The 20936-nt window shown below is 61.3% G+C and carries 22 protein-coding genes and 1 tRNA gene; 11 read left to right on the forward strand and 12 right to left on the reverse strand.

From position 1 onward, the window contains the following. The first annotated feature begins 63 nt into the window (after positions 1-63). Positions 64-1815 carry a glucosyl-3-phosphoglycerate synthase gene (locus C0398_03230; protein ID MBA4365006.1) on the forward strand — a complete coding sequence of 584 codons (1752 nt, stop codon included), beginning with the start codon at positions 64-66 and terminating at the stop codon, positions 1813-1815. 15 nt (positions 1816-1830) lie between these two features. Then, on the forward strand, positions 1831-3468 hold the full coding sequence (locus C0398_03235; protein MBA4365007.1) for a hypothetical protein: 1638 nt from the start codon (positions 1831-1833) through the stop codon (positions 3466-3468). 16 nt (positions 3469-3484) lie between these two features. Here C0398_03235 and C0398_03240 read toward each other — a convergent pair whose 3' ends face one another. Beyond that, positions 3485-4588 carry a hypothetical protein gene (locus C0398_03240; GenBank protein MBA4365008.1) on the reverse strand — a complete coding sequence of 368 codons (1104 nt, stop codon included), beginning with the start codon at positions 4586-4588 and terminating at the stop codon, positions 3485-3487. Between the two features lie 2 nt (positions 4589-4590). Here C0398_03240 and C0398_03245 point away from each other — a divergent pair, with 2 nt between their 5' ends. The 4 genes from C0398_03245 to C0398_03260 are packed head-to-tail and all read left to right on the forward strand — an operon-like array spanning position 4591 to position 9243. Then, the gene (locus C0398_03245) at positions 4591-6099 is read left to right on the forward strand and encodes a hypothetical protein (GenBank protein ID MBA4365009.1); all 1509 of its coding nucleotides are present in this window, start codon (positions 4591-4593) and stop codon (positions 6097-6099) included. After that, a complete protein-coding gene (locus tag C0398_03250; GenBank protein MBA4365010.1) occupies positions 5942-7486 on the forward strand; it encodes a hypothetical protein in 1545 nt (514 codons plus the stop codon). The genes C0398_03245 and C0398_03250 overlap by 158 nt, the downstream gene beginning before the upstream one ends. Beyond that, positions 7389-8243 (forward strand): diacetylchitobiose deacetylase, encoded by an 855-nt coding sequence (locus tag C0398_03255; GenBank protein MBA4365011.1) that lies wholly within the window; start codon positions 7389-7391, stop codon positions 8241-8243. The genes C0398_03250 and C0398_03255 overlap by 98 nt, the downstream gene beginning before the upstream one ends. Position 8244: 1 nt before the next feature. Beyond that, positions 8245-9243: a hypothetical protein gene (locus C0398_03260; GenBank protein MBA4365012.1), complete on the forward strand. Its 999-nt coding sequence runs from the start codon at positions 8245-8247 to the stop codon at positions 9241-9243. Positions 9244-9350: 107 nt separating this feature from the next. Here C0398_03260 and C0398_03265 read toward each other — a convergent pair. After that, a tRNA-Gln gene (locus C0398_03265) sits at positions 9351-9425 on the reverse strand. 75 nt (positions 9426-9500) lie between these two features. Here C0398_03265 and C0398_03270 point away from each other — a divergent pair. From C0398_03270 to C0398_03280, 3 genes are all read left to right on the forward strand, one after another. Continuing rightward, positions 9501-10196: a hypothetical protein gene (locus C0398_03270; protein ID MBA4365013.1), complete on the forward strand. Its 696-nt coding sequence runs from the start codon at positions 9501-9503 to the stop codon at positions 10194-10196. Between the two features lie 57 nt (positions 10197-10253). Beyond that, the gene (locus C0398_03275; protein ID MBA4365014.1) at positions 10254-10850 is read left to right on the forward strand and encodes a hypothetical protein; all 597 of its coding nucleotides are present in this window, start codon (positions 10254-10256) and stop codon (positions 10848-10850) included. Between the two features lie 78 nt (positions 10851-10928). Next, positions 10929-11357 carry a hypothetical protein gene (locus C0398_03280; protein MBA4365015.1) on the forward strand — a complete coding sequence of 143 codons (429 nt, stop codon included), beginning with the start codon at positions 10929-10931 and terminating at the stop codon, positions 11355-11357. 4 nt (positions 11358-11361) lie between these two features. Here the strand turns inward: C0398_03280 and C0398_03285 are convergent, their stop codons facing one another. From C0398_03285 to rsgA, 10 genes are all read right to left on the reverse strand, one after another. Further along, the gene (locus C0398_03285; GenBank protein ID MBA4365016.1) at positions 11362-12111 is read right to left on the reverse strand and encodes a hypothetical protein; all 750 of its coding nucleotides are present in this window, start codon (positions 12109-12111) and stop codon (positions 11362-11364) included. 218 nt (positions 12112-12329) lie between these two features. Then, positions 12330-13190 carry an adenosine nucleotide hydrolase gene (locus C0398_03290; GenBank protein ID MBA4365017.1) on the reverse strand — a complete coding sequence of 287 codons (861 nt, stop codon included), beginning with the start codon at positions 13188-13190 and terminating at the stop codon, positions 12330-12332. Then, complete coding sequence (locus tag C0398_03295) at positions 13034-13636, reverse strand: GNAT family N-acetyltransferase (protein ID MBA4365018.1); 603 nt, start codon at positions 13634-13636, stop codon at positions 13034-13036. The genes C0398_03290 and C0398_03295 overlap by 157 nt, the downstream gene beginning before the upstream one ends. Before the next feature lie 72 nt (positions 13637-13708). Further along, positions 13709-13987 (reverse strand): hypothetical protein, encoded by a 279-nt coding sequence (locus C0398_03300; protein MBA4365019.1) that lies wholly within the window; start codon positions 13985-13987, stop codon positions 13709-13711. Between the two features lie 18 nt (positions 13988-14005). Continuing rightward, positions 14006-15001, reverse strand: coding sequence for a hypothetical protein (locus C0398_03305; GenBank protein ID MBA4365020.1), 996 nt, complete (start codon positions 14999-15001; stop codon positions 14006-14008). Continuing rightward, complete coding sequence (locus C0398_03310) at positions 14992-15270, reverse strand: hypothetical protein (protein ID MBA4365021.1); 279 nt, start codon at positions 15268-15270, stop codon at positions 14992-14994. Before C0398_03310 ends, C0398_03305 begins: the two co-directional genes overlap by 10 nt. Continuing rightward, a complete protein-coding gene (locus tag C0398_03315) occupies positions 15267-15587 on the reverse strand; it encodes a cysteine methyltransferase (GenBank protein MBA4365022.1) in 321 nt (106 codons plus the stop codon). Before C0398_03315 ends, C0398_03310 begins: the two co-directional genes overlap by 4 nt. Next, positions 15562-16899 carry a radical SAM protein gene (locus C0398_03320; GenBank protein MBA4365023.1) on the reverse strand — a complete coding sequence of 446 codons (1338 nt, stop codon included), beginning with the start codon at positions 16897-16899 and terminating at the stop codon, positions 15562-15564. Before C0398_03320 ends, C0398_03315 begins: the two co-directional genes overlap by 26 nt. Next, positions 16790-17605, reverse strand: coding sequence for a hypothetical protein (locus tag C0398_03325; GenBank protein MBA4365024.1), 816 nt, complete (start codon positions 17603-17605; stop codon positions 16790-16792). Before C0398_03325 ends, C0398_03320 begins: the two co-directional genes overlap by 110 nt. A 182-nt stretch (positions 17606-17787) precedes the next feature. Then, complete coding sequence (gene rsgA / locus C0398_03330; GenBank protein MBA4365025.1) at positions 17788-18933, reverse strand: ribosome small subunit-dependent GTPase A; 1146 nt, start codon at positions 18931-18933, stop codon at positions 17788-17790. Between the two features lie 222 nt (positions 18934-19155). Between rsgA and C0398_03335 the strand changes: the two genes are divergently transcribed. After that, positions 19156-20040, forward strand: coding sequence for a hypothetical protein (locus C0398_03335; GenBank protein ID MBA4365026.1), 885 nt, complete (start codon positions 19156-19158; stop codon positions 20038-20040). Between the two features lie 25 nt (positions 20041-20065). Next, complete coding sequence (locus C0398_03340) at positions 20066-20881, forward strand: formamidopyrimidine-DNA glycosylase (protein ID MBA4365027.1); 816 nt, start codon at positions 20066-20068, stop codon at positions 20879-20881. Positions 20882-20936 lie beyond the last annotated feature (55 nt).

Raw genomic sequence — 20936 nt, forward strand, 5'->3', positions numbered from 1 at the left:
AGAAATCGCGCCTCTGCTATACTTTCCGAAGCAGGATTCGTCCTGCAGCTAGGGGGTGGAGAATTGACACAGCACTTTGTTGAGCTCACAGCACCGACGCGGCTCATGGCCAAGGTCGCGTTTGCCTGCTCGGCCGGCGTCGCCGGAGATGTTGTTCTTGTCCTTCCCAGAACGCCGGCTGAGGAAATCGGCCGTGTCCACCGACTGGTAGCGGCGGCTCGCAAGGCTCTTGGGGCAACATCGATACCCTTCCAGATCATGGAGATCGACGAGGCAATCCGCCTGGCAACGTCCGGGGATCCTTCCCGGACACTCGTGATCGACCTCGACCTCCTGCGTCACGAAGACATTGGCCTGCTCGAGTCCGCCTGTGGTTCGAGCTCGCAGGTAATTGGCTACAAACTCCATCAGAACCCTTCCAGAACATCGGCGGCCATCTTCGCCCGCGGCGACTCCAATTCCGCCCTTGCCGGGACGGTGGTGCGTCGGCTTACGGAGGCCGGGGTCGTGGACAGAACAAGCTTTGTCCACGTCACCCATGCAGGCCAGTCTGCGACCGTCGACGACAGCGTCCTTGAAGCGTATGGCAAGGTGAAGGCTGAACTGCCACAGGCCCGTCTCGCCATCGAACAGGCCGAGGACGACGTGGAATCCGCCATCGAACACTGTTCGCTTCAGTACGGCCTGCTTGTCCTTGGACTGCCACAGCACCCCGGAAAACACTCAGTGACCCAGCACCTGCTGGCACAGGTCACGGCAGGACTGCTCCGCACGACCACCGTGTTCGTCTACGCGCGCGGCGCAGAGGTTGAGCAGCTGTCGGCCACGACGAACGTCATCGAGCCCTGGATCCTCAAGAACACGTTTTCCCAGGACGAGTTTGCGGACATCGACCGGCTTCTCCAGGCCAAGCGTGACCGCCATGTGTCGATCTCCCTCGTCCTGCCGGCGCTCAATGAGGAGAAGACGGTTGGGCAGGTTATCGACGCCTTCAAGGGCCCACTGATGGACGAACGGCCGCTGCTCGACGAGATCATCCTCATGGACAGCGACAGTGGCGACAACACGCGCGCAATCGCGACCGCGCGCGGCATCCCCGTCTATATCCACCAGCAGGTGCGTCCGGACCTCGGAGCATATGCCGGCAAAGGCGAGGCGATGTGGAAAGCATTGTTTGTCGCAACAGGAGACATTCTGGTCTTCGTGGACACCGATCTGTCCAATCCCCACCCGTCATTTGTCACCGGACTTGTCGGTCCTCTTCTCCTGGACGAGCACCTGAACTTCATCAAGGGGTTCTACCGCAGGCCCGTGCGTGTCGTCAACGAGTTCGTGGAAGTAGGCGGCGGCCGTGTCACGGAGCTCACCGCGCGTCCCCTTCTGAACCTCTGGTATCCGGAACTAGGGGGGCTGTTCCAGCCACTTGCGGGGACCATCGCGGCACGCACCGGCATTCTGCGCGAGCTGCATTTCCTGACCGGCTATGGCGTCGAGATCGGGCATGTCATCGAATACTTCCACAAGTACGGCATCGATGGTCTGGCCCAATCGGAACTGGGCGAGATCGTGCACCGCAATCAACCCCTGGAAGCGCTGTCCAAGATGTCGTTCCAGGTCCTGGAAGCCTTCTTCCAGTTGTCGCATGGTCTCATGGCCACTGGCATGGCTGATCGCATGAACGGCATCCTGCGGCAACCCTTCCTTTCAGACACGGGTTTCACGCTCTACCAGACACGTGTCGGGCAGGAGGTGAGGCCTCCGGCGTCCTCGGTGCCACCTCTCGATCGTCCCGCTTCAGGCGCACCAGCAACCTGACAAGCAGCAACCGACATGACTGTGACCGACGCTCAGATCCAACCCTGGTGGAAACGAGGCATCATCTACCACTGCTACGTCCGCAGTTTCATGGACGGCAACGGCGATGGCGTGGGAGACCTTCCTGGGCTGATCAGCAAGCTGGACGTTCTACGTGATGATACGCCCTCTTCCCTTGGCATCGAGGGCCTGTGGTTGTCACCTGTCTACCCGTCGCCCAACCACGATTTCGGATATGACATCAGCGACTACCGCTCGATCGATCCCGCGTATGGCACGATGGACGACTTCGACCGCCTCGTGGCCGGTGCCCGCTCGCGGGGCATCCACCTGATCATGGACCTTGTCGTCAATCACAGCTCGACCGAGCACGCCTGGTTCAGGCAGGCCCGCACTTCCCGTGAGAACTCGTTCCACGACTACTACCTCTGGAACGACGGAACCAATGGCAAACCTCCCAACAACTGGGGTTCGTCATTCGGAGGCTCAGCCTGGGAATGGAGCGAGCAGACCCATGAATTCTACCTGCACAGCTTCCTCAAGGAACAGGCGGACCTGAACTGGCGCAACCCCCGGCTTCGTGAGGAGATCCACGACATCATGCGGTTCTGGATGGACCGGGGTGTCGACGGCTTCCGTCTCGACGTCGCCAATTACTATGTCAAGGACGCCCAGCTGCGGGACAATTCCCACGAGTTCGTCATTGCTCAACCCATGCCTGGCAACCCCTCGAAGACTCTACTCATACCGATGTCACGCGAGGTGTACGATCACACCGTCGATCAGCCGGAGACGCATGACGCCCTGCGCGAAATGCGCGGTGTCATCGACGAGAAGTCAGGACGCATGATGGTGGGCGAGATCACGCAGCGCACGCTCGAGCAGGTACTCTCCTACTATGGCGAGGACGGAGACGAGCTGAACCTGGTATTCAACTTCTTCTTCTTTGTTCGACATTTCCGGGCGAAGGACTTCCGCGACATCATCGCAAGAACCCTCGACCTGCTACCCGAGGGCACCTGGCCCGCCTGGGTCCTGAGCAACCATGACGTCGTCCGCGCGGTATCACGCTACCACCTCTCACCCCCAATGACGAAGAGCATGCTAGGACTTCTCCTGACGCTCAAGGGAACCCCGTTCCTCTACAATGGAGAGGAGCTGGGGCTTGCGAACACGCCGCTCCCGAAGAGGCTTCTTCAGGACCCCGTCGGCAAGAAGTACTGGCCCCTGCCGGTCGGCAGGGATGGCGAACGCACGCCGATGTCGTGGGATGCAACACCGGGCGCCGGGTTCACCACGGGAACCCCATGGCTGCCCGTCAGCGCTTCTGCGACGACGTACAGTGCGGAGTCGGCTGACCCGACATCAGTGCTGAGTTTCACGAGACGGCTCTCATGGTTCAGGTCGCACCATCCCGCGCTGACCACAGGCAATATGTCTATCGTCGGCGGTCCGTCGGACACCTGCCTGTGCTTCACGCGCAAATCCTCAGCGGAGCACATGACGGTTACGATCAACCTGTCCGACCAGACCGTCGCAATCCCACGGGGCGGCTTCACGTCAGACCAGACTCCCCTGTTCAGCACAGAGGAGCAGCCATCCACGGACAGCCTGGCTCCCTGGGAGGTCCGGATAACAGCCACTCACGCATAGCCTGAAGAACGGGTGGTCACTCCGTTACGTAGGAGCTGTTCCTCCCAGTAACATCCCGGCCGATGATCACGACCATGTCGGGACTCCCGCCCGTCCTGACCAGTGTACCACTGATTTCAACCTGCCGGATCGAACCCGAAGCGTTCTGGACGTCGACAACCTCAAGGGGCTCAGATTCTCCCAGCAGCAATCGGCCAAAGAATGTCGCGCAACGACTGCGATCGGCAGGCATGACCACATCGACCACGTCCCAGCCGACGAGCGAAGGCACAGGTACACCAAGGAACTCGTACAAACGGGCATTCGCCACGACGATGCGCCTGTCCGGGCTGACCATGCAGATGTGCTCAGACGACCTGTTCAGGAAGATATCCAGCTGCTCCTGACTCCTCTTCAGCTCCTGTTCGTTCCTGCGTATTTCGGTGACATCAAACCCAATGCCGACGACGTTTACGACAGAGCCCCGGATGTCCCACACCGGCATCTTCACTGTGTGGTACAGCCGGTGTTCGCCGCCTTGGACGTCATCGTAGTCATGTGCCCACCCTTGTCCCGTTTCGAACACGATGTCATCCGTCGTCTCAAACTCCAAGGCATGCTCGGGCGCGAAGAGTTCTCTGTCGGTGTGGCCGATGAGCTCCTCAAGCTTTCTGCTTTGCCAACGAGGCAGCATCGGATTAGTCTGCACCCATGGCAGATTTCCCGCCAGATACCGATGGTCTCTCGACTTCAGCCAAACCGCGGCGGGGAGATTGTCCATCAGTGCCCGGACGAAGGCCCGTGACTCCTCCAGTGCCTCCATGCTCTCCTGCCGGGCAAGAAACCTCTGCTCGAGGATGAGAGCACGGACCGCCGCCCAGATCAGAATGCCGCTGACGAGGGCGATGCCCACCATCAGCACCTCCTGGCCAATGGTCAAGTTGTCGGCGAAATCCCCCAGGAGGGCACTCCACACGACCACATACAGGCACGCAGCCAACGTGGCTCCGCTCCTCGCCCGCCTGAACCACCGCGTCGGCCTGTCTGTCGCACCTGCTCCCTTGTGACGACTGCTACTTGCTGGATTGTCCGGGTTCATTCGTCCACCCTCTCTCTTGACATCATTGAGCGTAGCCATCATGCATGACCTGTCAAACACTCCCAAAGAGCGTGGACCACCCGGAGCCTCTCCTTGACAAAGGAAGAGGGCCCGCTAGAACATTCATGGGAAGGACCGCCAGTCGTATCGCTGGACAACGGTATGCTGGAGGATCCCCTCTGCCGGATGCGCCATGGCGTGCCGGTTTGCGCCGACTGGAGGCAACAATGAAAGTCAGCATCATTGGTGGAGGTGGAACCAGAGTCCCGATTCTTATGGGCGCTCTCCTCGACCTTCAGGAACGGCTCGACCTTTCGGAAATTGCGCTGATCGACCCCGACGGCAAACGGTCTGCCGCCATTGACAAGGTCGTAGCGGCCCTCGTCCAGGACAGAGACAGCACGGTCACAGTCTCGCATCCCAGCACGTTCCGCGAGTGCGTGACAGGAGCCTCCTTCGTCATCGCCGCAATACGCGTGGGTGGCGATCATATGCGTACGCTGGACGAACGCATCCCCCTCTCGATGGATGTCCTGGGGCAGGAGACGGTCGGCGCGGGTGGCTTCGCCATGGCGGTCCGCACCATCCCCGTCGTGCTGGAAATGCTCAAGGAACTGCGCGAGGTTGCGCCCGACGCCTGGTTCATCAACCTCACGAATCCGTCGGGGATCATCACGCAAGCCATGGTCAGCCATGGAGGCTTTCACAACGTCGTCGGCATCTGTGATGCGCCGACCTCCATCGGCATCCTGCTGGCCTATCTCCTCAAGGTCGAGCCGGAAAACCTGGTACTGGACTACTACGGGCTGAACCACTGTGGTTTCGTCAAGGCTGTCTACGCCCTCGGGCACGACGTGCTGCCCCAGATCCTTTCCATGATCGACCAGGTGCCCGGCTTCGAGGCGATGACACGCTTCCCGCCGGCATTCGTCCGACGCCTCGGCAAGCTGCCCAACGGATACATCTGGTACTACGCGTTCAAGCGCGAATCGCTCGCGGCCGTCAAGGCTGCCAGGGAAACCCGTGGCGAGGAAGTGGAGCGCCTCAATGCACAACTTGTGGCCGACCTCATGGCAACCGACGACCCGCTGGCCGCATACGAAGCATATCTCGACAAACGCGACGACGGTCACCTCGCAGAGGAGTACTGGACCGCCATGAGCCTCAAGAGTGGCCAAGGATATAGTGCAGTTGCCATGGACGTGCTTCTCGGCCTCGCAGGCAAGGGTCAGTCGGTCGTCCCTGTCAATGTCATGAACCGTGGGGCGATTGCCGGCCTTGCCCTCGACGACGTCGTCGAGGTCCCGTCACTGATCACCGAACGGCTCATCCGCCCGCTGGCAGTCGGACCCATCGACACGGAGTCACAGCTGCTGATCGGGCAGATAAAACTGTATGAGAGGTCCCTCGTCGACGCAGTCGCGTACCGCGACCTCGGCGCTCTCATCGAGGCTCTGGCACTCAATCCGCTGGTCCCCTCGCCGGCCGTGGCGCGAGACCTCGTCCTGGCGTTCAAGGAACAGGAGGCCCCATACTTCGACAGTTTCAAGTAGCCGCACGCATCCGCAATTCCCTGGAGGCAGTATGAACTTCTGGAAAAAGCTTGCATACAGCTTCGGTTCGATAGGGGCAGGCCTGCCGGAAAATGCATTCACGGCTTGGGCGCTGTACCTCTACGTGGACAAGCTGGGCTTTCCACAACAGCTGTTCGCGACCGCCATGCTCATCTACACCATCTGGAACTGTATCAACGACCCGTTGTTCGGCTACTGGTCCGACCGGACGCATACCCGGTGGGGGCGGCGCATCCCGTTCGTCGTCCTGGGAACGCTGCCCTTGGCGCTCGCCTTCTATCTCATCTGGGTCCCGCCGGCTGGGATGTCCACGTCAGCACTGTTCTGGTACTACCTTGCGGTCATCTTCGCGTTCGATGGGTTCTATACCATCGTCATCATCAACTGGACGTCCCTGTACCCCGAGACGTTCACGAGCACGAGCGACCGCAGCACCGTCAACGCCTGGCGCCAGGCTCTCGGTATCCTGGGCGCGATGGCCGGTCTGGCCGCGACGCCGCTGATCGTCGCCAAGCTCGGATGGAGAGGCATGGGTGTCATCTTCGGGGCGATCACCGCCCTATCCATCTTCATCTCACTGCTGGGCTCAAAGGAGAACCTGCATGCCCCCGGTGAACCTCTGCCGCTGGGGCCCGCCATCAAGAACACGCTGGCAAACAGGTCGTTCCTGACGTTCGTCATGTTCAACCTGTTCGTGAACTCGGTCATCGTGCTGGTACCCCAGGTGATACCCTTCTTCGCCAAGTACGTTCTGCGCATTTCGGACTCCCAGACCAGCCTTATCATGGCCCCCATCTTCATCGTCGCCATTATCACCCAGATCTTCTGGTCAAGGGTCGTCATCCGCAGGGGCGTTCGCACGACGGCCATCATCGCCTGCGTCCTGTTCGGTCTGACGCTTCTTCCGCTGGGACTGGTCCGGACGATGCCACAGGCCATCACCTGTTTTGCCATCGTAGGTGTCGGACTCGGGGCCCTTCTTCTGGTAGGTGACATTATGGTCGCCGACATCTGTGACGAGGACTACCTCAAGACACACACACGCAGAGAAGGCATGTATTACGGCGTCAACGCGCTCATCATGCGCATGAGCGTCGCCATCTCCGCCGGCACCATCTCACTTGTCCAGACGATCACCCGGTACAAGCCCGTGGCAGATCCCGCGCTGATGGCGCCGGCCGCCGTCATAGGCTTCAGGTTCCTGGTGAGCGTTGTTCCCGCCGCCCTGATTGGCGTGGGGCTCATCTTCGTCTTCTTCTACCCGCTGCATGGCAAGAAGTTGGAGGCCGTCAAGGCGCAGTGTGCTCTCACCACTGCATCGTGTCCCGAACCAGGGACTCCCTTCACCGGCACACCCACCATCTGAACGGAGGCCATGGACAATGAACTGGAATGAGTTCCTGCCGATCCCGCTCATCGATTCAGCACAGAAATACGTCGTGTTTCAACCACACTCCGACGATGCCGTCTGGTTCGCCGGGGGCCTCCTGCTCAAGCTGGCCAAGGCGGGCAAGGACGTCACGCTCGTTACGATGACCGACGGCTGTCTGGGCAGCATGGACGTCTCGATGACACGCGACCGCCTGGTCGCAGTCCGAAGGGATGAGGACCAGCGTGCCGGCGAGGCCATAGGGGTAGCCAAACACCTGTACCTGTCCTTCCATGATGGTGAGCTGCCGCACTGCGGGGAAACGACCACGGCGATGGTCCGCATCATCCGGCAGGAACAGCCGGACGCGGTGCTCGCCCCTGACCCCTGGCTGACGTATGAAGCCCACCAGGACCATCTGAATTGTGGATGGTCGGCGGCTGAGAGCATGATCTACTGCAACCTGCCCCTCTATCTCCCCGAACTGCCCCCTCACGACGTCCGCTTCATCGCGTTCTACCTCACCGGCAGGCCAAACCAGTTTGTCGACATCTCAGCCGAGAACGAGGTGAGGCTGGCAGCCCTCAGCCTGTACAGAAGCCAGTTCACCCCGGAGACGCTGGAAATGGCGACGCAGTACACCACCCTCAAGGCCTCAGACCTGGGCAGTACACATGGCATGCAGCTGGCAGAGGCTTTCAAGGTCCTGACCCCCCTCCACCTTCATACAAGCGTCGACTCGGAGACCATCTGAGATGGCTGTGACGTACTATCTCGGCGTCGACGGAGGGACCACCAGGACGAAGGCAGTCGTCGGTGATGATGCCGGCCATATCGTCGGATCCGGAGAAGGAGGAGCCTCCAACTACCAGGTCGTCGGACTTGAAGCGGCCATGTCAGGCATCACCGACGCCGTTCAGCATGCCCTGACGGCTGCGGATCTCTCGATAGCGCAGATCGAATGCGCCGTTTTCGGACTGTCCGGCATGGATCTACCCATGCACCGCGAGGTACTTGATACGGCTCTGACCACCACATTCCCCGGGCTTATCTTCGACCTTGTCAACGATACCTGGATCATGCTCAGGGCAGGGAGCGACAAGAGCTGGGGTATCGCCCTGGTGTGCGGCGGAGGCGCCAACGCATGTGCCTGCAGCCGCGACGGGGCCTGGGTCACGCTCCGGGGCCTCGGCTACGAGAGTGGCCTGCGAGGCGGCGGACTGGACATGCTGAGAGACGTCCTGCACTACGCATTTCTTTCCCACGATGGGACAGGGCCGAAATCCGTGCTGGAGCAGACGGTACTGGACGTGACGGGAGCCCCCGACTATGACACGCTGCAACTCCTGTTTCTCGAGGCCGTACAAGACATGGCTGGACATGGTGAACTGCTGCAGCGAGCTCTGGCTATCGTGCCGCTGGTCTTCGACGGTGCGACGGCTGGCGACAAAGTGTGCAAGCGTATCCTCATGCTACAGGCAGAGTCTCTGGCCGAGGGAATCACGGGGCTTGTCCGCAAGATGCGCTTCGAGCGTGAGACGGTCGATGTCGTCCTGGGAGGCTCGGTCTTCGGGGGCAGCAATCCCACCTTTGTCGACAGGCTGACCTTGCTCGTTCATGAAGTCGCCCCACTCGCGCGACTGCGACCACCGCTGCTCGACCCGGTCCTCGGCGCCTACGTGATGGCGTTGCAGAGAATGGGCAAGTTCGACGCGGCGAACACGTACGCGGTCCTCGCCGGTCAGATGGTCTAGCAAAAACAAGAGTGTCTGCTAGACTACGGACATGCCTCTGTCCTAAGGCTGTGCTGATCCGACCGCGTCAACCCAGGATCGAGGCATTTGTCTGTGTCTGGTGAAGTTGGCTGAGGCGGCTGGAGTCGAACCAGCAATTCATGGCTCCAAAGGCCACTGTCCTACCATTAGACGACGCCCCAACATGTGGCTTTGCTGCAGTATTCTAGTGCTGCCTCGGGTGCTGTCAAGGAGAGCGAGGCGATGAATCGTTGACAATGACGAATCATGACGAGAGTACGTTCTCCCGGGGAAACGGGCATCCAACGCTCGAGCAGTCCGATGCTCTCAAGCTTGTCGCCATCATCTCGATGACCGTCGACCACGTGGGAGCCATTCTCCTGCCGAACGTGGGCTGGCTCCGCATCATCGGGCGCGTGGCTTTTCCCCTCTTCGCCTACCAGCTTGCCGCCGGCTATGTGCATACGCGCAACCTCTTGCGCTACGCGCTCAGGCTTGCCGTCTGGAGTCTTATTGCTCAGCCTGTCTACATGATGGCGTTCGACGTGCGTCCATGGACACTCAACATCTTTGCCACACTGCTGCTGGGACTGCTGGCTATCTGGGGGTGGGACCACCGGCAGTGGTGGGCGGTCGCCCTTGTGCTGAGCCTAGCTGCCATACAGCTCTGGCTGCCGGCCGTGGGCCCGGATTACGGCCTCTATGGTGTTCTGCTGTGCCTGGCCAGCTTCGTGCTGTTTCAGCACAGAGACCAGCTCGCCATCGGCCATGGACTCCTGCACATGCTCGCCGGGATCATGTTCTGGCCGTCTCAGGTCTACGCAGTGGCCAGCATCCCGTTCATCCTCTGGCCACCCCGACTGCACCTGCACCGTCTGCCGCGGCTGTTCTATGCATACTACCCGGCTCACCTCGCTCTCCTCGTCCTCGTCCGCCATCTGCTGACGCGCTGAAGGCATTGCTCGAGCAGTTGGTCGTCCTATACTGATGGCCAGTACCTGGAGGCAACCGTGAACCGCAAACGCATGCGTACAATCGTCACCATTCTCATCGTGCTCGCTCTCGTCAGCGGAGGAGCAATCGGGCTCGTTACCGCCCTGCGAAGTACGACCGTGGACGAGCCCATCAGCGTCCTGCCTGGCGTGACGCTGACCCCCGAGGACTTGAAGGAGACGGGTCTGGGAACGGCCGTTGACGTCCAGTATGCGGGCAAGACGTTCGTGTTCTTCCCGGACGAAAGCACGGACGGCCAGGGCAAGGAACTCGCCGGGGTAAAGAGCGGTATCATCATCGATTTCCGTGGCGGCTCCGTCACATTTCTCGGAGGGCAGTTCTTGCAGTACAGCAGCCCTGTGGTTCGTGACCGGGCATACGCCTGGTACCGGGACAAGGTTGCAAGCACCGGACTGGTCGACGACGAAGGAACGGCAGTCGTCGGAGATGTCTCGGCACGGTACTCTGACCCCGACGCGGCCGCTCTGCTCGTGCGGAAAAACGAAACGGTATTTGCGCTCCTGTACACGCTGAGCACCACTGCCACCAGCGCGACGCCCCAACCGATCGTCGCCCTCGAGGCTCTCGCCCGCCTGCTGGCCTCACGCTTCTAGCCGCCGGGAACCCGGCGGCCCGCACAGCCGTCCTACCAGTATGCCGTCGCGAACTGCACCGCGGTCGAGGAGGAATCGATGAGACGTCTAGCGCTGATCCTGATTGTAACCATGTGCTGTGTGGCTGCCGGCTGTGCCACATTGAGTGAACCGGTGACGCCCGTTGTTACGGTGACCTCAGGTCCTGTGCCGGTTCGTCTGGGCACCTACGGCTGGTTGGCCCCTAGACACGGGGTCCAGTCTGACGCCCCCGTCCCCGACGAGTTTGTCGCCGACGTCCCTGTAGTCACGGCACCCTGTGGCTCGACCGTCTCGGTCGACTATGGCCGCCGAACGCAAGACCTCTTCGCGTATCTCTGGAACGATCACAAACCGACACGGGTCGAGATCCGGGGCGGGATGCTCACATTGCCTGCGGATCCCGGCACATATGTCTACAGCCTCGAGTCAACCTGGCGCGAGGGACATGCCAGTCACGTCATCAAGATAGCGACAGTCCCCAGGTAACCCGTTAGCTGGGCTGCCCGTCGTCGGGCTTTGTCGGCTCGGCAGGAGGCGTGATGGTCTCCATCTTCTTCTCCTCCGGAGGAACGACCGGCATGCTCGTCCATGCCTGGGGGGTGTCACGACGCTCTGCCGATCTCTGTTCGCGCTCGATGTGCCGCTGTTCGCGCTCGGCTCGCCTTGAGCCACGTTCACCGGGGGTTCCGGCGAAAAGGACCGTGACGCCCAGTGCCAGCAAGACCACTCCCGGAACCCATGCCGCAATCCGGTTGAGTCCAAACCCCTCGAACCCAAGCCAGCCCTCAAACACGTACCCCAGTACCACAAAGGCGACAAGACCGAAGGCAAGACCACCTGCGCCATCCCTGACGTGACGCCAGTTGGCGTGCAGCGTCCCATGGATAATACCTGCGAGTCCTCCCGCAGCCGGGAACACGAGTGCCCATGCATATGCCCAGCTTTGCCATGTGCCGGTGACGTCCTGATACCAGATCAGGGCTCCCACCGCCGCAGCCACCAGCCCGAACCCGGACAGACCCTCGCCCGCCCCGCCCGGTAGCACCAGACCCACCACGAACAACGCAAGTCCGGGAATGATGATGCGCAGTGGCCATGACATTTCCGCCCAGCGCTCCGGAAGCCAACCCAGGCCAATATGAACATATTGCAGTACCAGGATGACAATGCCGACGACGATCAGCAGGATGCCGACGTTCGCCATCGGGGAACGGGTCGTACGAGTGTTCTGGTTAGCCATATTTGCTCCTTACCCACATAGCCGGTCTTCTGAGAACACTGACCGACTGTTCACTCTGTTTACGTCCACCACCTCGCGAAGGTTACGGCGAATCCGCCACGTCGCACTGCCTCCCGACATCGCTGACAGCCGCCCTCCTGCGCGCCATGCAGATGAACGGCGGTGTCTCTATCTGCAGCAGTGATGCACGATGCCATCCCCGGAGATGCCACAAGTGATCACGGACGCTCCAGTCGGACCTCCACGAAGTGGCAGCCCTCATGCGCCGTAACGGCACCCACAGTCACGCGAGGCGCGAAGGCGAACAACGGCATGCCTGTCACGACAGTATGCAGCTCTCCTCCCTCGCCGGTGGGATCGCACCCCGCCGCTCTGAGTTCGTCGATGCAGGTTTCGTCGAGCGTGCGCCCAAGGAACGCCTGGCTGACCGCCGCATCCCGCGTCGCCACGATCACGGCGTGGATATGGTGCTGAAGCTGTGACACCAGGACGGCCTCGCCACCCATGTCCCACAGCGGAAGGTGCACCTTCACGCCGGCCGTGAGCGCAACTCTCTCGACCCACGTGCGGTGCGCCACCCACTCCGGGTGGCCCTCAACAGTCATGTCACCGAAGACGCCGTCGACGATCCCCATAGCTCGAATCTCTGCAAGTCCATCCAGGAATGCGTCCTCGTACGCCGCCCAGGACGCATTGCGAACGACCAGCGGCAGCCCGAGAGCGTCGGCCTGGACCTGCAGCGAGGCAAGTGACAGACCATGTGAGTGCGACCGCGCTCCTGTCTCATCCATGACGGTAAACAGCGCCGCGGGTCGTGCGCCTGCCTCTACACTGAGCTGGAAGGCGAGGCAACAATCCTTGCCTCCACTCCAGGAACAGAAGAATGGTGTCTCCGGTTCCAGTAGACCCGGCGCCGGAGTGCTCACGTACACTTCCTTGTTGCCAGCCGCTTGCGCATCACCACGATGCCGGACTTGGGGCCCTCTGCCACCAGGAATCCCTGGCGTTCGAACATGGCGCGCGTTCCGGTATAGACAAAGGCGTCTGGCTGTGCTCTGCCATGCGTATCCTTGGGACAGGCCTCGACGACCTCGGCTCCTTCACGCTCCATCAGCTTCAGCGATTCTGTCAGCAGTAGGTCGGCTACGCCGCAGCGGCGCCACGTCCGCTCGACAAAGAAGCAGCCGACGAACCAGACCCTTGCTGCCGGTGTTCCCTTGAACGAAGGTGAACGCTCCAGCCGTGGAAACACAGAGCGCGGCTCGAACGAGCACCACCCGACGGCCTCACCGCCATCGTATGCGAGAACGCCATGTGCCTTACCTTCCTGCACCTGACGACAAAGACGGAAATGCGCCACTTCGCCCTTGACATCCTTCCAGTGCTCTACTCCCGCGATGCGCCACCACTGACACCAGCAACCGCCACACGCTCCATTCTTGTCGAACAGAGCTTCCAGGTGCGGCCAGAGCCCCGGTTCCAGTTCGCGGCAGACGATGCCAGCCAGCGCGCCTGATGTGTCCATGTATCACCTCATGTACGTCATGAATGCCCTGCATCGTATCGGTGCCTCGGTTGACTGCCGGCTGGTGCACCTCTACTCGACGGTTCCCCGGTCGGGCACGCGCTTTCGAGTCTGGCTGTGGACCTCGGGTTCGTCATGGTTTCCTTCCTGCTGACACTCACAGCCCTGAAACGTGCTCGCGACTTCCCGCGCCTCATCAAGACGAGACTGCACGGCCATGACACGAAACATTCCTTCGAGACCGGTTGTCCCGCGGAAGAACGCGGTGATGCCCGCAGCTCCAAGAGCCTGCACAATGCGCTCGGCCTCAGCCTGTCCCGCAACAACAGTGACTTCCGCATACTCATCCATTATTCCTCCTTGCCGGCATCACAACGTAACATGAAAATGCCTGCGGCCCAGCACCCACCCGACCCAGCTCAGTGTCCCGACCATGAACAATGCCTGAAGGCCCACCAGCCAGGCGGGGGCCAGCTCGTACCAGCCGGCTGCCTTCGGCATGACGAAGACGCCCAGAAGAGCGCCGTGCATGACATAGAGCAACAGAGAGTTGCGCCCCCATTCCCTGAGGACAGGGATCGAGCGGCCAAGACGTTCGTCGAACATGTGGAAACACCAGAAGATCAGGTCACTTGCTCCCAACGTGATCAGCACGTAGCTGGCAGAGACGCGGTTCTTGCTCACCGGAACGATGAATGCCAGGAGGAGACCAAGGACGAGGACACCCGCCGAAACCGCGGGAAACCAGCGCCTTCCCTTTGGGACATCATGGAACAGGTCTCCCAGCGCCGTGGCCATGACCAGCATGGCTCCCCAGGAGAGAGCACCTTCGAGCCCGCCATGCGTGGAACTCAGGACGGTCGCCAACCAGGCACTGTTGAGCTGAAACTGGTAGGCAACCAGCAACAAGAGCCCTCCGAGCCACCGCAGGCGCGCCGGCACTCCAACAAAGCAAAGTGCGACAAGCCCCGCAAAGCCGATAGCTTGCAGGAGTCCCCAGTCCGACCGGTCGACAGCGAGTCCCGAGAGGTTGCCCAGGACCGTGAAAAGAGCACCAATACCGATGAGAGCAAGGTTGCGGGAGAGAAAGTGTTCGATCGTCCTGCGCCTGCCATCTCTAGCCAGCCTGGCTCGGAACGACGCGCCAAATGTGAGTCCGATGGCCGCAATGAACATTGGAGCGATGATGTCGATGACCGAGAATCCGATGTCAGGCGCGTGCTTCAGCCACGCCGGAACAATACGGGAACCGGCCAGATAGTCGGCCAGCACCATGAGCAGGATCGAGAACCCTCTGAACTCGTCTATGGACTCCAGTCGCTGCCTTGCATCGTTCACCCGATCCTCCCTGATGTTCAACAGCATGGGCGCATCCGGCAGAAACTCAAGAGCGCCTCCCAATGAAGAGTGCGCGTTGACGCATTGGTTCCGACCGCCTCATAGCGCCCCTCAAGGCGCAGTATCCTCTCATCCCGATCGACGAGTATATCACGTGGACCCGTGATGACGGCAAGTTGTTCGACGCCTGGATGCGTGTCCACAGTGAACTGGGTGCCACAATCGTTCGACCGTGCCTGCGTTCGATGCGCATCGTCGGCAACGTGTCCGAATGGGAGGAATGGACGGAGCTTCACTCAGGTATCCACAGATAGCGCTTCATGTCGACACGCCCCTGTGGATCGAACGTGACTCCCTCACTCTCCAGCAGCGATTGCTGGATGCCGGGCCCGCCAAACGCATCCACTGGGGACAGGTCGCCCGTCGCATTGACCACCCGGTGACACGGTAGCCGGGATCCGGCGGGGGCCGCCCGCATCGCCCAGCCGACCGTCCTGGCGGCTCCAGGACAGCCCAGCGCCCGCGCGATGGCACCGTACGTCGTCACCTTGCCGCGTGGAATCCGTGCCGCGACAGTCCAGACGCGTTCAAAGAAGGTCTCTGTCGTTCCCATGCGGTTTTCCCAACCCGGCAGTTTCCACCGTCTCCGGGCCCGCTATCAGCGAACGCACCCACTCGCGCTGTGACCATAGAGCACAGCCTCCACTCGTCTCGGTAAGCTTCTCATGGTTGTCGCGGATAGCGGCAAGCAGAGGCGACGCCAGGGCATCGCGCAATGGAGCGTCCCGGACTCCGGCGTCGGAATACGGGGCGAACGGACACGGCTCCACCCGCCCTGACGGGCTGATGTGGATGAACCCGCGCCCTGCAGCCAGACAGCCACCGAACGCCTCTTCATCACCGGGAAATGCGATGAACAGACCTCGAAACCGCTCTTGCAGTGATGTGACAGCTGCAGCCAGCCGGGTTCGCTGGACACTGTCCAGGATGAGCAATTCGGTGCCCTCGCGCACTGGAACATACTCAACAAAGAAGAATAGTCTGCATCCCAGGTTGATGAGGCTGCTCAGGTACCGCTCGTCGAGGACCGTGTCGATGTTCAGTCGAGTGACCGTCAACGACGTCCCGAAAAAGACGCCGGCCCGGCGCATCCGCGCGATAGCCGCCAGCGCCTGCCCAGCGACCCCTGCGCCCCTGCGCGCGTCCGTCTCCGCTGCGTGCCCCTCGAGGCTGATGATAGGGACGAGGTTGCGCTGACGGCGGATCCGGCCTACCAGTGATTCGTCCAGAAGTGTGCCGTTGGTGAACACCGGGAACATGACGTCAGGCACTTCGCGCGCAATGGTCAGGAGGTCGTCTGCCCGCGTCATCGGCTCACCGCCGGCAAGCAGCATGATCCCGACGCCGAGGTCGCTCCCCTGCCGGACGACACTCAGGAGTTCCGTGGGCGTCATGTCCGATTCCTCCTGGCGCGCCTGAGCCTGGGCGTAGCAGCCCGCACACGCAAGGTTGCACCGGCCCGTCACGCTGAGGATCATGAACGGCGGCACATGCACCCCCTCTTCCGCAAGCTGGGCGCGGCGGCGTTCCGCAGCATGCTGGGCACGGCGCATCCTCACAAAGAAGCCCGCGACGGACGGGTCCCGCAGGGTGACGCGTACCGCGTCGGAGAACAGGGCTCCAACGGCGGCGTCGAACAGGTGAATGTACTCGGTCGTCTCACTCATGTCACACTCCCCAGAACCCGTGCCTTGCATGTGGCTGTCCTGTACAGTATAGGCAGGGTGAATGACCAGCCAAGCGCCTCGGGGGGCCTCAGCCGCGTGGTTCCAGTACCAGGCTGAAGGCGTCCGGCGACAGGGTGATGGCCAGCATCGACTGGACACTCTCGACAGGAACATGGATTTCGCGCGGGCCCGCCGCATATGGCCCGACCTGGTAGGGATCAAATGAGACGACCAGCCCACCCGGTTCCAGCGATACGTTCACGAAGTTGTCCGCCGTGGGCACCGTTCCAAAGTCGATGAAGCTCTTCAGCGCCTCGTAGTCTGCGCCGTACTGGCGCTTCAGCTCCGTGGCGCAATACTGCGAAAGCCACTGCAAACCCTGCTTGGTGTCGACGAACAGTCCCTCGGTGTCGATGGTCTCACCGTCCTCGAGCCTCGCGTTGAGGACGCGCGTGTACGACATGCCATGTGCCGCACCTGCGGAGTAGGTCTCGAACCGGATGCGGACACTGACGAGGTCGTTCGTCAGATACGGGATCTCATACTCGGCGCTCAGGAAGCTGCTCTGGCCAACAGGAAGCTGGGAAGCCTCGGACGGGTTCTTCGCGGCCCATGCCGCCTCATCCGCCGCATTCTGCTTCAGCCCCGCGATGTCCGGGAGCACCATATCTGCGATGGCCGCATTCAGCTTGTCAGCCACGGCGGCCGTCAAGCGTCCACGAAGCTGGGGATATCGTACAGCGATGGAGTACCTGAGTGTGGCGTTCTGCTCCTCCACGGTCTTCACTACAATGGTCGGTACCCCGCTCTTGGGTGTGCTGACTGCCTTCGGGCGGCATCCCACACACGTTGCTGCCACCACTGCCACCGTCAGCACGATCGCCACTGCTCTCTGCAGTCTCATGGTTCCTCCTGTCTGCCATCATCTCGCCGGACGGCGCCGACGTTCCAGCACAGTATGGTTCGCCTTTGCGCGGAGGCAAACGCGCGCATGAGTGCTGGTTCAAACCAGCATCGTCTATCCAGCCATCTCAGGGCCCTCAACCGCCGGTGTTGCCTGTTCGCTCTCCTCCCCCTTGTGCATCACTATCCGTCTCTATCCACGATGCGTACCATGGTGGTATCCCGGCGAGTCTGAGAGCGTTCACGTATACGCCGGACGACCCGACGCATGCCATGTATCCTGCTGAGATCTCCTCCTTCCCGGGTGGCCTCACGGAGTTCTTCGTACAGCTTGATCCTTTGGACCTCCTGCTGAAGTTTCATGTAGCTTCGATATCGGTCCTTGTCAAGCGAACCGTTGTCGACAGCAGCTATGACGGCACACTCTGGCTCAACAGTGTGTGTGCAGTTCGTGAACCTGCACCTGCCCGCAAGCAGTTCGATGTCCGTGAAGCTCTGCTCGACGTTGTCTTCGCTTGCCCACAACTGGAGTTCCCGCATGCCGGGCGTGTCGATGATCATGCCGCCGTCCGGATAGAACAGGAGCGACCTGCTGGTCGTCGTATGCCGTCCTTTGCCGACGGCGCTACTGACGGCCTGTACCTCCTGGCGGTCCTCGCCAAGCAGGCGGTTGATGATGGTCGATTTCCCAACACCAGAGGAACCCAGGAACGCGATCGTTCTTCCGGGAATCAGGTAGCTCCGGACAACGTCCACCCCCTCATTCAGGACCGCACTTACTGCGTGTACGGGGGCACCTGGAGCTACTGACTCAACGGCTCTGACGCGCGCTGCCACGTCGTTGCACAGGTCAGCCTTGTTCAGCACGACGACAGGTTGTGCCCCGCTTGACCACGCTTCGGTCAAGTAGCGTTCGATCCGCCTCAGGTTGAAGTTGCCGTCCAGCCCTGTCACAAGAAACACGACGTCGACGTTCGCAGCGACGACCTGCTCCTCGATGGCCGAGCCTGCGACCTTCCTTGCAAATTGCGTCCTGCGATGCAGGAGAGCGTGGATCAGCGCCCGGTCTTCGTTTGGAAGGGGTTGCAGACCCACCCAGTCACCGACGGCAGGGAAGCCGATGAGCCCTGCCAGGACATGCAGGAATCGTCCCGTGACCTCGGCCTGCCATTCTCCCTGCTCTCCATATGCGATGTAGCCATTCTTGTGCTGTTCAACGATTCGCGCCGGGACGAGCCCGTCGCGTTCAAGACTCTCAAACTGCCGTGAGAAGTAGTCATCCCAACCAAGCGTTGCCAAATACATCTCTTCTGCCTCCGATGTAGTCATCGATTATGGGGTACGTGGCAAACCACGCGCGAATCGCGGAGGGGCGCTCGAGGCGTACTAGCGAGAACGGATGAACTCCGGCAGACCTGCCGGACGCGGGACAGACTCTGTTGACGCTGATCAGGTCAGGAGTTCAGTCGGTAGCGGTCCAGGAGGCGCCCCCAGTGGTACGCACTTCTTCATATGTCGTCATAGAGGTTCCTCCCTTCCGGCCATCGGCCAATGTCTGTTCCAACGATGATTCTACATGGCTGTCGGGACTTGTCAAGTGAAGTCAGTCCATTCTCGTCCGAAGCGGGATGCAGAGCCAGCCATGGCTTTCCGGGTATACTGTTCGGGTGCGCCCCGAGTGGGCGCGTGGAGGAAGACGTGCCCTTTGCCCTGACTGCTGTCCTGTTTGGCCTCATCGTCCTGGCGACTCATTTCATCCAGGGAATCACTGGCTTCGGCTGCGCCGTGCTGGCCATGCCGTTCTGCATCCTCCTGACCGGTATCGACACGGCCCGCCCCGTCCTCACTGTGCTCGCCCTTATCCTGGATATCTACCTGCTGGTCGTCTCGTGGAGGCACGTCGACTGGCGAAAGTACCTGCGTATCCTTGCATTTGTCCTGCCCGGACTTCCCATCGGCATGATCGCCTACAACGTCCTGCCCCGCACCACGCTGATGCACATCCTCGCCGTCTTCATGGTCATCGTCGGCGTCCAGGGGCTGGTCACACAGTTCCGCCCGAGCAGAAATATGCCGCGACCATGGCCTGCTTGGCTTCTCGACAGCCTGCTCTTCATCGGCGGCGCAGCGCAGGGAGCATTCACCTCGGGAGGTCCACCCGTCATTATCTACGCGACCCAGCAGCTGAAGGACAAGGCTTCGTTTCGTGCAACGCTGGTCGCCATCTGGACAACACTCAACGTGTTCATCATCGCAGACATCGTGGTCCGCCACAAGCTGGCCGGTTTGCCGGGGCGACTTGTATTGACATCTCTGCCATTCCTCACGCTCGGCGCCCTGCTGGGAGACGTCGCCCACCGCCGCATCAGCGGGGAGCGTTTCACCCAGCTCATCTACGTGGTACTGGTCATCTCGGCAGTCTTCATGATACTGTAGGAAACGCTCAAAGGAGGAGGTCGGCATGCCTGAACTTCCCGAAGTGGCAAACCTTGCACAGCAGATGGACCAGGAACTCCGCGGCAGGCGCGTGGCGGAGGTGGACGTCGTCCAGCCAAAGTGTCTGAACGTACCGCCAGAGGAGTTCGGTCGATTGCTCGTTCATACACGGGTGACCCGCGTGACGTCCAGGGGTAAGTGGGTCTTCGTGGACCTCGAGCCGGGAGCGACGTTCCTGCTCAACCTCGGTATGGGTGGAGAGATCCTGTTCCACCACAAAGGGGATCCCCTGCCCGGGAACCGCCAGTCGGCCGTCCTCTTCGATGATGGCAGTGCCTTCAGCCAGCACTTCTGGTGGTTCGGCTACGTCCACGCGATCAAGACCACCGAGCTGGCTTCCCATGCCATGACAGCCACGCTGGGTCTCGACCCCATTGACGACGGCGATTTCACCGTGGACGCGTTCGAAAGGGTGCTGGTAGAAAAGAAGAGGAGCGCAATCAAGACGGTTCTCATGGACCAGAAGAACATCGCGGGAATCGGCAACGTCTACATCCAGGACATCCTGTTCGCCGCCGGACTGCATCCCCTGCGCAAGACCGCCGACGTCACTGTATCCGAGCGCACTGCGCTGTACGACGCAATCCGTTCGCAACTGCGGAACGCGCTCGAGTTGGGTGGCCTGGCATACGAGAAGGACCTGTACAACCAGCCAGGGCAGTTCAAGGACTTCCTGATCGGCTACCGCGAGGGCAAGCCGTGCCCGGTGTGCGGGACAACGATCCAGAAGATCCGGACCGGCAGCACGGCATCGTTCATCTGCCCGCATTGCCAGACGTAGCGTGACGCGACACACCACGGCCTGAGGGACAGGCTGTCCAGACGAACGTGAAGGG

It is taken from the genome of Coprothermobacter sp. (assembly GCA_013824685.1).
Taxonomy (GTDB): Bacteria; Caldisericota; Caldisericia; order Cryosericales; family Cryosericaceae; genus Cryosericum.

Bases quoted from the DNA above. Each gene is read 5' to 3' on its own strand.
- C0398_03240 (MBA4365008.1), bottom strand. From the start codon at position 4,588: ATGATGGCTACGCTCAATGATGTCAAGAGAGAGGGTGGACGAATGAAC.
- C0398_03325 (MBA4365024.1), bottom strand. From the start codon at position 17,605: ATGAGACTGCAGAGAGCAGTGGCGATCGTGCTGACGGTGGCAGTGGTG.
- C0398_03235 (MBA4365007.1), top strand. From the start codon at position 1,831: ATGACTGTGACCGACGCTCAGATCCAACCCTGGTGGAAACGAGGCATC.
- C0398_03280 (MBA4365015.1), top strand. From the start codon at position 10,929: ATGAGACGTCTAGCGCTGATCCTGATTGTAACCATGTGCTGTGTGGCT.
- C0398_03260 (MBA4365012.1), top strand. From the start codon at position 8,245: ATGGCTGTGACGTACTATCTCGGCGTCGACGGAGGGACCACCAGGACG.
- C0398_03320 (MBA4365023.1), bottom strand. From the start codon at position 16,899: ATGCGGCGGGCCCGCGCGAAATCCATGTTCCTGTCGAGAGTGTCCAGT.
- C0398_03305 (MBA4365020.1), bottom strand. From the start codon at position 15,001: ATGCTGTTGAACATCAGGGAGGATCGGGTGAACGATGCAAGGCAGCGA.
- rsgA (MBA4365025.1), bottom strand. From the start codon at position 18,933: ATGACTACATCGGAGGCAGAAGAGATGTATTTGGCAACGCTTGGTTGG.
- C0398_03335 (MBA4365026.1), top strand. From the start codon at position 19,156: ATGTCTGTTCCAACGATGATTCTACATGGCTGTCGGGACTTGTCAAGT.
- C0398_03340 (MBA4365027.1), top strand. From the start codon at position 20,066: ATGCCTGAACTTCCCGAAGTGGCAAACCTTGCACAGCAGATGGACCAG.
- C0398_03285 (MBA4365016.1), bottom strand. From the start codon at position 12,111: ATGGCTAACCAGAACACTCGTACGACCCGTTCCCCGATGGCGAACGTC.
- C0398_03245 (MBA4365009.1), top strand. From the start codon at position 4,591: ATGACCTGTCAAACACTCCCAAAGAGCGTGGACCACCCGGAGCCTCTC.
- C0398_03315 (MBA4365022.1), bottom strand. From the start codon at position 15,587: ATGGGAACGACAGAGACCTTCTTTGAACGCGTCTGGACTGTCGCGGCA.
- C0398_03300 (MBA4365019.1), bottom strand. From the start codon at position 13,987: ATGGATGAGTATGCGGAAGTCACTGTTGTTGCGGGACAGGCTGAGGCC.
- C0398_03255 (MBA4365011.1), top strand. From the start codon at position 7,389: ATGGCAAGAAGTTGGAGGCCGTCAAGGCGCAGTGTGCTCTCACCACTG.
- C0398_03295 (MBA4365018.1), bottom strand. From the start codon at position 13,636: ATGGACACATCAGGCGCGCTGGCTGGCATCGTCTGCCGCGAACTGGAA.
- C0398_03250 (MBA4365010.1), top strand. From the start codon at position 5,942: ATGAGAGGTCCCTCGTCGACGCAGTCGCGTACCGCGACCTCGGCGCTC.
- C0398_03270 (MBA4365013.1), top strand. From the start codon at position 9,501: ATGACGAATCATGACGAGAGTACGTTCTCCCGGGGAAACGGGCATCCA.